Raw genomic sequence first — 12,475 nt, forward strand, 5'->3', positions numbered from 1 at the left:
AGCTATTTCGCTTCTTCTTTGCTTCACTCATTCTCGTCATCCCTTCCAGGACGACAGCTTAAATCAGTGTCTCAAATTCGGGGTCCACTTTAGTAGGACATCTTGGCCATACGTTTGCTCGACGGTCTTGTACTGCACCTGCAAATTGCTCATCTCGCGCTCCATCTTTGCAATCTGCTCTTGCGAGACGCCTCCCATACGCTGTGGTTTCTTCCCCTCAACGAGCATAGCCGCCGGCGTGGCGACAAGCATTGCCTCTGCATATGCTATCGTGACGTTGTTAGCCGCCACCATAAGTTCGACGCATTCGACCTGCCGCGTCGGCTTCATCCGGCGCAGCACAGGTGAAATCGCTGATGAGAACTGCCGATCCGCCAGTAGTTCGACAGCCTCCGGGCATATTCCGTCCAATAGTGTTAGCTTTTTTGTGATCTGGCTGATATCCACGCTGAGAGCTTTGGCCAGGCGTTGTGCTGTGACGCCGCGCTCAATCGCACGGCGCATCATGAAATGCTCTTGGATTGTCGAAAGCCGGTTGATGCGGCTGTTATATGTATAACTCTCGTCGTCCGTTGCCAATAGGCAAAGTGCCTCTGTGCAGTTCAGTTGTCGCAAAGCGATGAGCCGGATATGTCCATCCAACAAAATGTACTGATTTGAGTCTTTGCCAGTGGGAATTACCGATAGGGGTTCAATTAAACCAATTTCTTCGATTGATGACAGGATCTGGATGAATTTTCGCAAAGATTGCGTCTCGGGCGGAATCTTACGCGACGGCAGGATCTGTTCGATTGGAAGACTCATCGGCTCTGGAATGAAGCCCAGTGTTATGTTGCTCATGCCGCATGACCTAAAGACCAGACCCGTTCGGCAAGATACTTTGGCAGCGTATCAAGCCCCTCTGCTCGTAGCAGTGTCGTAAAATGCTCGTCTCCTAGCAATTGACGAAGAGCACCGGTCACAAACAGTAAGCGCTGTTGGGAAAATTCAGCCTTCTTGACCATCATCTTCTGCCTTGCCACCTCCTTCTGATAAGTCCGGATCAAACTCGACGAAGTCACGTCGCTTCGCTTACGTCGAGGGCCAGCGGCCATCGAGCGCCCCATCGACTGTCGGCTTTCAATTATGCGTCGCGCCTGTAACAATTGTTGACCGCGCAGATCGCCGGATTCATAGGCATCTTGCAGAGCGACTTGGACAGCCTTATTGTCGTCCCCAGCATTGGCAATCATGATCGCTGCGGTGATCGGGATGCGTCCTTTTGAAACTGCAACTAGCAGTCGCTCTTCACCATCCCGCAGCAAGTTCAAAATGGCCTGGACATACTCTGCGCGGAGGCCGGTTTTGGCTGCAATGATCTTCTTGTCATATCCCTGTTTGTGTAGGCGTTCGATCCCTTGCAATACTTCCAGCGGTTGATATTGACGACGTGCGATGTTTTCAGTGAGATTCATGAGGAGAGCATCTTCATCGCTGACGGTCACGACAAGCGCCGGAATAGTCGCCTCTCCCAAAAAGCGGAAGGCCTTTACCCGTCCCTCACCACATATCAGTAAATAATGCTCGGTTCCATCTTGTTTCTTCCGTGGAGTCACAGTAATCGGCTTTTTCAATCCTATCGTTTTGATGTTTGCGACAATTTCTTCGAAAATACGGTTGTTGCGCTCCCTAGGATTGAGTATTTCGATTTGGTCGATCGGAATCATCCGCATCTCGCTCAGCCTTTGTTCCATGATCAAGCGGCCCTCCTCACGCGAATTCGTTCAGCCATGCCGTATAGATAGTCCAACGTATCGTACCTAAAGGTATCGAACTCAATCGGATTGTGCTCCCGTAAATTGACCCGGGTGTGGCTGAAATCGAGCCGCGGTAGAAGATAGTAGTCGAGCGGGCTTTGGTTGAGCCGATCGAGTCGGACCGCGACCGTGATGTCCGGTGCTAGGCTGGTATCGAAACGCACCTTCCAAGAGTACCTTCCTGCACCGTTTTTCTGGCAGCGTGCAAGCACCAAGGAGACGTTGAACTCCCCGTTCAACAGCAGCATGTCCGTAGCCGGGTCGCGTTGAACTGAACCTCCGAGCCCGGCAATTGCCTTTTCCGTCTGGGAGACTATTGTTGGATGGTAGCGCCGCAGGAAGCGGTTTGCCTCGAGATAGAGGTAATCCCGATCCGGAGAAAAACCCACCGTCTGGTACGCTTGCAGCAAGCTGCCAAATCGGTGCGAGTACACGGCAGTGGACGGCATTCCTTCGGTTTCATTTATTATCAGGCCTGACAAGAAGCCGCGATGCTCATACAGGTTGCGTAGCCGCTCGATTAATTCCGCATTGGTATAGCGCCTGGCACGCGCATGCATGATACCCCGCACCGTATAAAACATTTCGGCCGCGACGATGGGATCGAACGCGCCATCTTTTCGCACCCACATCTCAGGTGTGTTGATTACGTGCACCTTCTTGAGTTTGAAGGAGGTCCGGTTGTATAGGTTGTTGCCGATGTATTTTTCGTTTGTGAGTACCTCGTGTACTGTGGCGCGAGTCCATTGTCGCCCCAGATCGGTCTTGACCAACATGGCGTTAAGGCGTGCGGCAATGTCGGATTCGACTAAACCGTCGTCTATGAACCAGCGGTAGATTTGATTGACGATTCGTATTTCATCGTCCGTTCCGGGAGCCAAGATAACGCGGTCGGTCTGCAAGCTCTTGTGCTCGCCACGCTGGAGCTCGGCTTTTATGTTGCCGTTCTGGTCAATTAGGATACGGCGCAACCCGTAGCCGGCCGGGCCGCCCTGGCGAAATCCCAATTCGATCAGACGGCACTGGCCAGCGAACACCTTGGCCGACAGCTCACGGCTATATTCCCCTGCCATGGCTCGCTTGACGCCTTTGACGATGGTAGAGACCGGCGAACCGTCGTTTTCGAACTGCTCAGCGCAGTACACTACCTGGATACCGGCACGGCGGCAGCGGTACTCGTAGTATGCGCTTTCGTCGGCGTCCTGGAAACGGCCCCAGCGGCTAACGTCGTATACCAGGATCATCTCGAAGTCCCGCTCGTCGCTCTCGACGTCCCGCAACAGTTGCTGTAACGCTTCGCGCCCATCAATACGTAAGCCGCTTTTGCCGGCATCGGTGTAGGTCCGGATGATTTCGATATGTCGTCTGCTGGCGTATTCTCGGATCTTATCAGCTTGGTTTTCGGTGGAGTATTGCTGGTGTTCGGTCGACATTCGAACGTACTCCACGGCGCGCCTAACAGAAGGTGACAGCGAGTCGCCCTGTGATGAAGTGTCGAAGTCAGAGAATTGGTCGTGCAGCATAGACGTCAACCCCCAAGTTGTTAAATCAGGAGTTCCGAAGCAAGGATCCAAGTTCGATGTCGCCGGGGAACATGTCTTATACGATAACAGTGTCGGCCGCAGCTTCGAACAAGTCCTCTCTTTACAACGACGGATGCGGCATCGATGCGCGTGACAGCACTCTGATTTCGACGATCCAGAGGTCCATCTTTGCAATCATGGACACGGGTACAGGACTGATCTGGTAGAGGCCGGACCGCAGCTCAGGCATGTTATTTTGGCTATTTGGCACGTCCATCGTTGCAATCAACTTGCCACGTTTCTTGGCATTACGGCTACGTTGTTTTTCGCGGTTCTGTTCTACATAATCCGGATGCTCGCCCCGGTAGTTGCGCCAGTAGTCGACGTTTCGGCTGCACCACGCCTGCTGTGCACGGGCTTGATTGTCAACGTAGTCTGGATCATGCAAGAGCTTCTCTTTGTGCCACCGGCGCTTGCGGGTACGTTGGCAGGTGGGGTTGGAGCAATAGGCCTGGCGTGGCGAGTGGGGGTTCGGTTCGAACTTTTGCCCGCAGGCAGCACAGCACTTTGTGTTCATCATCGTTCTCCATGCCGATGGCAAGAACGAATAATAGTGCTATCTGTTACGCGCTAGTTTTCTGACGAGCATTACTCAATGCGATTAGATATTCCAATGGGGCAATGAAGAGATCAGGTTTTTAGTATCTTGTTCTCCATCATGGGGCAGGCCGGGCTTGCTGAAGTTTCCTTCTTCTCCCCGACTCTAAGTTCCAGTGATTTTTCAGGGCCAAATTTGAACCATTCTGGAACTCCTACCTTTAGCAGGTGAAGCGTTGCTCATACTGCGCCGGTCGAGGGTGATGGGAGAACTTTGTAGAGGGCTTCTTCTGTCCTTATCTTGGCCTGGCTGCAAAAGAAAAGTCTCACTAGATGCTTACCAAAATTTCATTTGATGCTTCCCACACCCCGCAGAGCCTTATCCGACGAGGTAGCAAATCTCACTTTATGAGTCTCGCTACATCGCTGTGTTGTAGGGAGTCACAGTAAGTGAAAAAATCGTCACTCCCGTGAAAACGAATAGTCATAGTAAATGAAAAAAGAGAGCCGATATGGCTCTCTTTTTTTTGTCATGCGATCTTGCGTCTCAAATATAACGCCTTGATGCGAGGTTGTTGATTTGCTCGCAGAATTGACCCTCTCCATCTGACCCACCTTCCACCGCCTTCCGAAGGCTGCGACGCGGTCGTACGACCCCTTATAGCCTAACTCCTTAAGGTCCAGGAACATCTGTTTAAGGGTTCGTCTTTGCTTGCGAGATTTGACTGCCTCAGCGCTCAACCAGGCGGTGAGTTGGGGCGCGAATTCGTCCAGCGAACTCGATGATTTCCTGCAGGGATAACTACCAACCTCCAGCTACGGTCCGTCGAACTTCGCTGGAATCGAATATGATCGACAACCGACTCACTGCCTGACTGGCTACAAATTACCGACGCAGGTCAGCTCTCCCTCGTGTTACGTCAGGAGTCTTTCATCACTATCGTTTCCAGATCTTTCATGATGCTTTCGGCACGAGTCCTAAATAGGGTTGGATCAGCCAATTCCGGCATGATCGTAGGATTGCTCATATAAACAATGAGCTTGTTATTGTTGACTTGCGTGGCGTCCATGACGGTATCGGGCAAGTTCCGAATCTTGTTCAGATAGCTGGGTAGGTGGTAACACATCCAGGCGGACGATTGCAGTTCCTTGGGATCGGTTTTCGCCATATAGGTCAGCAGGTAGCCGCGTGCCAGCATCAGATAGCGTTGGCGCAACTGAAGGGAAACATTTTTCAATCCCTGCAATTGCGGACGTACGGCGTCATACCATTGACGCGCGATCATGATGGATTCATTGCGATTGGCGCAGCGTGCGCTGTCGATCTGCAACGAGAAATAACCGATGATGGCGAACAGGTTGATGGCATCAATCGCACCGGGATCATTCGTCCGGCGCAGCATGAAAGAATAAAACACTGCGTAACGCGCATCCGGCATATCGGGGCCCTCTGCGCGACTCCTGAGTCAGTTCAGCACGTCAATCAGTTCCGCTGGCGTTTTGGCATCGCCCGCTGTGGAGAACACAAAGCCCTTATGCCATTTCGCTTCTTCCAGATTGAGTTTCTCCACGATGGGAGATGTCGCGGCGAAGACCGACGTGTTGAGCAGGAGCGTTACCAAAAATATCAGAATTTTATTCATTATCGTTTTTTGTGAGATGGGGAAATGTTCGCTCAACCCCCCTTGGTCGAGCCGATGCATCGAGTGAAATTGTAATGCTCAAGAAGCCTCTGCACATGACATGGAAATACCGATACACCCACTTCAGCTCAAAAAACGCGCATCCCACGACGTTCACGTCCCCTCATTACATCCCCCCAAAAATCCCACATCCTCACGCCGAAAACCCGCGCCCACCCTGCTTCCCTGCCCATTCAACAACTTCTGTGCAAGCTCGCCACAAAAACTGATATCCCCACCACAAATCCTTGCGATTCCCTCCCCGCTTGCATAACATCACCTGAACAATTCGAGCTCCCCACCGGCATGAGTAGAGACAAGTCGAGCGCCCGAAGCGTAGTCGCGGTCTTGCTCGTCCTGGCGATGAGTCTGCTCTGCGCCGCCTCCACCCGCGCCCAATCGCCCGCCGCCAATGCGCAAGTCATCGAGATCAAACTCGCCGATCTCAATGACGACAATCCCCTGATCAACTACCGCAAGGCCGTCCTCGAACTGGCCATGCGCGCCAGCGGCCGGCCCTTCTCCATCAAGGGCTGCCAAGTCGCCAATGTCGCCACCTCCGACCAGCGCTACGTGCAGCTGGTCCAGGCCGGCCAGTATTGCAACCTCATAGCGACCTCCGCCGGCAGCGGCATGACCCGTACCCTCGAAGCCATCCCCTTCCCCATCTATCTCGGTGGCGGCGGCTACCGCGTGCTGCTGGCCAACCGCGAGAGCCTGGAACGCGCCCGCACCATCCGCACCCTGGATGACCTGCGCACCTTCACCATCGGCTCCGGCATCGGCTGGGTCGATACCAGCATCATGCAGGCCAACCAGCTCAAGGTGGCGCAAAGCAACTACCTGAACCTGTTCGACATGCTCAAGGCCGGACGCTTCGACTTCTACAACCGCTCCATCTTCGAAGCCACCAGCGAACTGGAAACCTATGATCCCACGCACCAGCTGGCCATCGTCCCGGACCTGGTGCTGTACTACCCGACCGATCTCTTCTTCTACACCTCCCCGGGCCGCGACGATATCCGCGATGCCCTGCTGGACGGTCTCAAAAAAATCCATCGCAACGCTGCCCTGCTGGACCTGATCCAGAAACACGGTTCCACCCGACAGGTGCGCCAGGCCATGCGCGGCACGCGCCCGCGCGTGATCGAGCTGCAGAACGACAGGCTGACCCCCATCGAACGACAGGCCATCGAAACTTACAAAATGGATTGGTTCAAATAAGTCCACGCCATCCTCCCATCCACCTCCTGACCCGCACGGCGCGCCATGATCAAGAAAACCACCAGCCTCGGCCTCTACATCGCCTGTGCCATGCTGGTGGCCATGAGCCTGCCGGTGGTGGTGGCGCTGACCATCCTCAACGACACGCGCGAGCAGCAGATCAGCAAGGAAATGACCGCCCTGGTCGATGAAAAAAGCCAGACCCTCGCGCACAGCCTGGTGCTGCCGGTGTGGAGCCTCGACCAGAACGACATGTTGGCCCTGCTGCAGGCAAGCATGCTCGATACCCAGGTGGTCTCGGTGGAAGTGCGGGACCCCGAGGAGAGAGTCCTGGCGCGCAAGGAGGAGCCCCTGCGCCGCGCCGGCAGCCTGCTCACCCGCACGTTGCCGCTGACCATGCAGCAGCCGGACCGCAAGCTCACGCTGGGCAGCGTCCAGGTGGTGGTATCCGATGCCCAGCTGCAACGCAAGCTCGCCGCAGACAAGCGCTTCCAGACACGCGTGCTGCTGGCGCAGGCGGTGGTGGCGCTGCTCATCATCGGCCTCTTGGTCTATCGCCGTATCCTCGCGCCCATCAGCAAGCTGACCGTCGCTGCCGGCCGCATTGAACGCGGACAATTCGATACCCGCATCGCCCTCACGCAGAAAGATGAGATCGGTCTCCTGGCCCATCGCATGGATGCCATGCAGACCAGCCTCAAGACCCTCTTCGACGAACAGGCGGCGATCCTGGGCAATATCCCGGCGGGCGTGCTGTTCGTGCGCGACGGACGCATCGCCTTCGCCAACGATGCCGCGCAGTCCATGCTCGCGATCAATGGCGCTGGGCTCACCACGCTGGCCAGCGCGCAGATCTTCGAGGACGCGCAGCAGCAAAGCCTCTACGTCAACCAGACCCTGCTGCGCCCGCATGGCGCGACCGGCGAGATCGTGCTGCTCAAGCGCGCCGATGGCCGCAGCTTTCCGGCAGAGTTGCATACCGCGCTGATTGACGGCACGCGCCAGGGCGACCAGATCTGGGTCATCATCGATGTCTCCGAACGGCTGGAAGCAGAAAGCCGCATCGACCGCCTGGCCTTCTATGATCCCGTCACCGACCTGCCCAACAAGAAGCTGTTCCTTGATCGCCTGCGGCGTGGCCTGGGGCGGCAACAGGCACACGGCTTGCCGCTGGTGGTCTTCTATATGGAAATGCATCGCGCCGACCTGTCGCACGGCCTGGTCAAGGCTGACGATGCGGATCTGCTCTTCAAGGAATGCGCGCGACGGCTGGGCGCCTGTGTCGCCCCCGACCAGACGCTGGCGCGGCTCGATGGCGAGCGCTTTGCGCTGGGTTGCGACCTGCCGATGAGCGAACTGGCCGAAGGCATCCGCTTCTGCGAGGCGCTGGCCAACCGCCTCATCGCCGCACTGGCCGAGCCGCACGGGTCCACCGTGAGCTTCCCCTACTCCCTCAACATCGGCATCAACATCCTGCGCGGTGAAGTGCAATCAGCCGAGGAAGCGGTGATGCAGGCCAAGCTGGCCATGGTGCAGTCGCTGGCTGCGGGCCGCAATGTCTTCCGCTTCTTCGATCCGGCCATGCAGGCCCTGGCCAGCCAGCGCAGCGCGCTGGAAGTGGAATTGCGGTCGGCGGTCGCGCAGCGCCAGTTCGTGGTCCATTACCAGCCGCAGGTCACCTTTGAAGGTGATGTGGTGGGGGCTGAAGCGCTGGTGCGCTGGCAGCATCCGGTCAAGGGCATGGTGTCGCCGGCGCTGTTCATTCCTGTGGCGGAAGAATTGGGCTTGATGGAAGAGATCGGCCACCAGGTGCTGGAAGCCATCTGCCGCGATCTCGAAGAGTGGCAGCGCGGGGGATTGGGTAGTGAACTGGTGGTGGCCGTCAATGTGTCGGCGCAGGAATTCAAGGTGGACCACTTCGTGGCGCGCTTCCACGAGACCATCCGCCAGCACCGCATCAGCTCCAAGGCGGTGAAGGTGGAACTGACCGAAAGCATGATGATCGACAGAATCGATGAGGTCATCGAAAAAATGAATGAGCTCAAATCGCATGATGTAGCGATTTCGCTCGATGATTTCGGGACCGGCTATTCGTCCCTGTCCTACCTGGGACGCTTTCCCATCGACCAGCTCAAGATCGACCAGAGCTTCGTGCGCAGGATGCAGGACGATGCGGCCACGGCCAGCATCATCCGCAGCATCATCATGCTGGGCCAGAGCCTGGGACTGTCCATCATCGCCGAAGGCGTGGAGACGATGGAACAGCGTGACCTGCTGCATGCGCAGGGCTGCACGCTGTATCAAGGCTATTGGTACGGCCGGCCCATGAGCGGTGAACAGTTCACCGCCCTGCTGGAAGGCCGGCAGCGCGTGGCCTGAGGACTTCAGGCACCGTTGTAGAGCGAGGAATCGAGCGCCTGGCCCTGGGTGCTGCTGTCGGAAACCGAAGGCTTGGCACCGGTGTTCTGCAGCGGTTCGCCCAGGCGTGCGGCTTGCAGCTCGGCCACCACATCAGCGCGCGTCTTGCTGGCCTGGAATTGCACCACCGGATAGTTGTTGCGGGCGTTCAGGTTGGCCTGGTCACGTGCGGCCTGGGTGGTCACCGTGGTTTGGGCGAAGGCCGACAGGGAGAAGGCGGTAGCCAGTGCGCCGAGGACGAGATGCGAGGTTTTCATGAGGGGACTCCTTTGGGTTCGGTTTCACAAGACCACTGGCGCGACACGCAAGGTGCGCCGCCAGGGATGGCGCGATCGCCGTGCTGCGTTGGCGATTCGTTGGATGGGATTCTAGGGAGCGGGTCCGTACAGAAACATTGCCCAGTCATTACACATTTGTAATGAATGCCGCATGCGGCTGGGTCACAATACGGGCTTGTCCGTCAGGAATTCCGATCATGCACATCTTGTTGGTAGAGGACGAGCCCAAATCGGGCGAATACCTGCGTCGCGGCCTGACCGAGTCCGGCTTCGTGGTGGACTGGGTACAGACCGGCGTGGATGGCCTGCACAACGCGCGCACGCTGGATTACAAGCTGATCATCCTGGACGTGATGCTGCCCGGCATGAACGGCTGGGACATCCTGCGCGAACTGCGCCGCACGCATGACACGCCGGTGCTCTTCCTCACCGCCCGTGACGAAGTGGAAGACCGCGTCAAGGGCCTGGAGCTGGGTGCCGATGATTACCTGGTTAAGCCCTTTGCCTTCACCGAACTGCTGGCACGCGTACGCACGCTGCTGCGGCGCGGCCCCAGCCGTGAAGCGGACCTGATCGAATACGAGGATGTGGTGGTCGATGTCATTCGCCGCAAGGTCACCCGCGCCGGACAGCGCATCGACCTGACCGCCAAGGAATTCGCCTTGCTGCACATGCTGATCCGTCGTCCGGGCGAGGTGCTGTCGCGGCCCCAGATTGCCTCGCAGGTGTGGGATATGAATTTCGACAGCGATACCAACGTGGTGGACGTGGCCGTACGCCGCCTGCGCGCCAAGCTCGATGAAGGATTTGACCAGAAGCTGCTGCACACCGTGTGGGGCATGGGCTACGTGTTCGAGGTGCGGCAGTGAAACGTGCCACGGCCTCGATGAGCCTGCGGCTGGTGGTGCTTTTCGGGCTGCTGGCGCTGGTGCTCTTCACGGCGGTAGGCAGTTATCTGTCGCACTCGCTGCACATGCAGCTGGAGGCGCGCGACGACGAAGAGCTGGCCGGCAAGTGCCGCTCCATCAATCACCTGGTCGAGCATGCGGCCTCACTGGAGGACATCCTCACGCGCCGCCACCTGGTATTGGACACCCTCTCCGGCCATGACCAGCTGCTGGTGCGCATCGCCCGCGCCGATGGCAGCACCCTGATGGAAAGTCATGATCCGACGCGCACGGCGCCCGGTGTGGACCTGTCCACCATCAAGATCCGCAGCTGGGATCACATCGAAGCCTTGCGCATGGGTGACCTGCGTGCGCGCTACATGGCCAGCATGCCGGTCACGCGCTCGGGCGAAAAGGCCATCGTGCTGGTGGTCCGTACGGCCTCGGATCGCATGCTGCTGCTGGCCGACTATCGCGCCGATGTGTGGTGGGCGGCCTCCATCGGCACGGTGCTGGCCACGCTCCTGAGTTACTTCCTGGTGCGCAGCGGCTTGCGTCCCTTGCGCATGATGGCCGCACAGACGCGCGCCATCTCGGCCAACAAGCTCGATACCCGGCTCGATCTGCAGGCTGCCCCGCGCGAACTGCACGAGATCGTCCAATCCTTCAACGACATGCTGGACCGCCTGCATCGCAGCTTCCAGCAACTGAGCCAGTTCTCCGCCGATCTTGCCCATGATGTGCGCACGCCCTTGAACAACCTGATGGTGCAGACCCAGGTCGCCCTGGGCAAGCCGCGCAGCCTGGATGAATACCAGGCCCTGCTCAGTTCCAACATCGAGGAATACGAGCGCCTCTCGCGCATGATGGAGAGCATGCTGTTCCTGGCCCGCGCCGACAACGCCCACGTGGTCCTGCAGATACAGCCGCTGGATGTGGCCGAGGAGCTCAACCGCATCGCCGAGTATTTCGAGGGCATCGCCGAAGAGGCGCAGGTGCGCATTGCAGTGGCCGGCAGCGGCGTGCTGCATGCCGATGCCACCCTGCTGCGCCGTGCGGTGGGCAACCTGGTCGCCAACGCGATCCGCTATACGCCACCGCAGGGCAGCATCAGCCTGGAGGCAACCGTAGTGGCGGGCGCGACCCTGATCGGGGTGGCCAATCCCGGGCCGGGCATCCCGCCGGATCAGATCGAGCGCATCTTCGACCGCTTCTACCGCGCCGACCCCTCGCGCAGCAGCGCCAGCGGTTCCAGTGGTCTGGGCTTGGCCATCGTGCGCACCATCATGGCCTTGCACGGGGGCGCTGCCAGCGCATCCAGTGAACCGGGGAAGCGCACGGTCTTCACGCTGCGATTTCCCGAGGTACCGGTGAGCTTGCCGGGCAAGGGCTGAGGCAAGCCTTGCACGAAGCCAGGGCCTGCGTGCTGGCCCCGAAACCCGGCCCTGAACCCTGACACTGGCTGTCGGCCTTGGGCGGCGCCAGGGCGGGGTGTCATCGAGCGAAAGAACTGTACGAGACAAGAGACGTACAGGAAAACGTAAAACAGGAAGTACAAATGACCGTACGTAAAAACGGTCGAGAACAAGGTTAAAAAAAGCCGCAAGGCGGCGCCGTGAAGCAGCCGCGCGTGCAACGCGCCCTCAAGGGGAACAAGGCCCTCAGCGCGATTCCTCGCTGGGCAGCGACAACAGCCGCAGGCGCATCAGGTCGGGCAGTTCCATCTCCAGCGCGAAGGCCAGGGCCTCCATGTTGTCGACGGAAATATTCCTTTCCCCGCGCTCGACTTCGCTCAGGTAGGTGCGACTGATGTCAGCACGGAAGGCTAGTTCTTCTTGTGACATCTCTTTCAGCCGGCGGACCCTGCGGACGTTTTGTCCGAAGATGACGCGGGCGCTCGGTGGAGTCTCTGGATTTTTCATGAGCGCAAGGATCAGGCGGCTAGGGGTGACGGTCGATTAGCTACAATTACAAACGCACAAACTATCGGTGACAATGCACTTATACCCTCGAATCTCTTGCTAAATAATCGAAATTTATCGAGATTGCGGCCGATATTTGAGTGCGCAT

Annotated in this window: 12 protein-coding genes; 4 read left to right on the forward strand and 8 right to left on the reverse strand. The window is 57.9% G+C overall.

The window, feature by feature from the left end; translation table 11 throughout:
- Window positions 1–63: 63 nt before the first annotated feature.
- The 6 genes from CEJ45_RS21665 to CEJ45_RS24860 form a co-directional block, all read right to left on the reverse strand.
- Window positions 64–840, reverse strand: coding sequence for a plasmid partitioning protein RepB C-terminal domain-containing protein (locus tag CEJ45_RS21665; RefSeq protein ID WP_088757131.1), 777 nt, complete (start codon window positions 838–840; stop codon window positions 64–66).
- Window positions 837–1,733, reverse strand: coding sequence for a plasmid partitioning protein RepB C-terminal domain-containing protein (locus tag CEJ45_RS21670; RefSeq protein ID WP_088757200.1), 897 nt, complete (start codon window positions 1,731–1,733; stop codon window positions 837–839). Before CEJ45_RS21670 ends, CEJ45_RS21665 begins: the two co-directional genes overlap by 4 nt.
- Window positions 1,734–1,735: 2 nt before the next feature.
- A complete protein-coding gene (locus tag CEJ45_RS21675; RefSeq protein ID WP_088757132.1) occupies window positions 1,736–3,319 on the reverse strand; it encodes a recombinase family protein in 1,584 nt (527 codons plus the stop codon).
- A 121-nt stretch (window positions 3,320–3,440) separates the two neighbouring features.
- Window positions 3,441–3,899, reverse strand: a complete 459-nt coding sequence (locus tag CEJ45_RS21680) for a hypothetical protein (RefSeq protein WP_241517403.1) — start codon at window positions 3,897–3,899, stop codon at window positions 3,441–3,443.
- A 937-nt stretch (window positions 3,900–4,836) separates the two neighbouring features.
- Entirely contained in the window at window positions 4,837–5,355 is a 519-nt protein-coding gene (locus tag CEJ45_RS21690; protein ID WP_088757134.1) for a hypothetical protein, read from the reverse strand.
- A 27-nt stretch (window positions 5,356–5,382) separates the two neighbouring features.
- Window positions 5,383–5,559: a hypothetical protein gene (locus CEJ45_RS24860; protein WP_158214938.1), complete on the reverse strand. Its 177-nt coding sequence runs from the start codon at window positions 5,557–5,559 to the stop codon at window positions 5,383–5,385.
- 402 nt (window positions 5,560–5,961) lie between these two features.
- Between CEJ45_RS24860 and CEJ45_RS21700 the strand changes: the two genes are divergently transcribed.
- Together CEJ45_RS21700 and CEJ45_RS21705 are read left to right on the forward strand one after the other, a co-directional pair.
- Window positions 5,962–6,822 carry a hypothetical protein gene (locus CEJ45_RS21700; protein ID WP_241517404.1) on the forward strand — a complete coding sequence of 287 codons (861 nt, stop codon included), beginning with the start codon at window positions 5,962–5,964 and terminating at the stop codon, window positions 6,820–6,822.
- 45 nt (window positions 6,823–6,867) lie between these two features.
- Window positions 6,868–9,201 (forward strand): putative bifunctional diguanylate cyclase/phosphodiesterase, encoded by a 2,334-nt coding sequence (locus CEJ45_RS21705; protein WP_088757137.1) that lies wholly within the window; start codon window positions 6,868–6,870, stop codon window positions 9,199–9,201.
- A 5-nt stretch (window positions 9,202–9,206) separates the two neighbouring features.
- Here CEJ45_RS21705 and CEJ45_RS21710 read toward each other — a convergent pair whose 3' ends face one another.
- Window positions 9,207–9,497 (reverse strand): DUF4148 domain-containing protein, encoded by a 291-nt coding sequence (locus CEJ45_RS21710; protein ID WP_088757138.1) that lies wholly within the window; start codon window positions 9,495–9,497, stop codon window positions 9,207–9,209.
- Window positions 9,498–9,715: 218 nt separating this feature from the next.
- Here CEJ45_RS21710 and CEJ45_RS21715 point away from each other — a divergent pair, with 218 nt between their 5' ends.
- A complete protein-coding gene (locus CEJ45_RS21715; RefSeq protein WP_088757139.1) occupies window positions 9,716–10,387 on the forward strand; it encodes a heavy metal response regulator transcription factor in 672 nt (223 codons plus the stop codon).
- Window positions 10,384–11,799: a heavy metal sensor histidine kinase gene (locus CEJ45_RS21720; protein ID WP_088757140.1), complete on the forward strand. Its 1,416-nt coding sequence runs from the start codon at window positions 10,384–10,386 to the stop codon at window positions 11,797–11,799. Before CEJ45_RS21715 ends, CEJ45_RS21720 begins: the two co-directional genes overlap by 4 nt.
- 267 nt (window positions 11,800–12,066) lie before the next feature.
- Here CEJ45_RS21720 and CEJ45_RS21725 read toward each other — a convergent pair whose 3' ends face one another.
- The gene (locus CEJ45_RS21725; protein ID WP_088757141.1) at window positions 12,067–12,327 is read right to left on the reverse strand and encodes a helix-turn-helix domain-containing protein; all 261 of its coding nucleotides are present in this window, start codon (window positions 12,325–12,327) and stop codon (window positions 12,067–12,069) included.
- Window positions 12,328–12,475 lie beyond the last annotated feature (148 nt).

It is taken from the genome of Herbaspirillum aquaticum, from assembly GCF_002213425.1.
In the GTDB taxonomy this organism is placed as follows: Bacteria; Pseudomonadota; Gammaproteobacteria; order Burkholderiales; family Burkholderiaceae_D; genus Herbaspirillum; species Herbaspirillum aquaticum.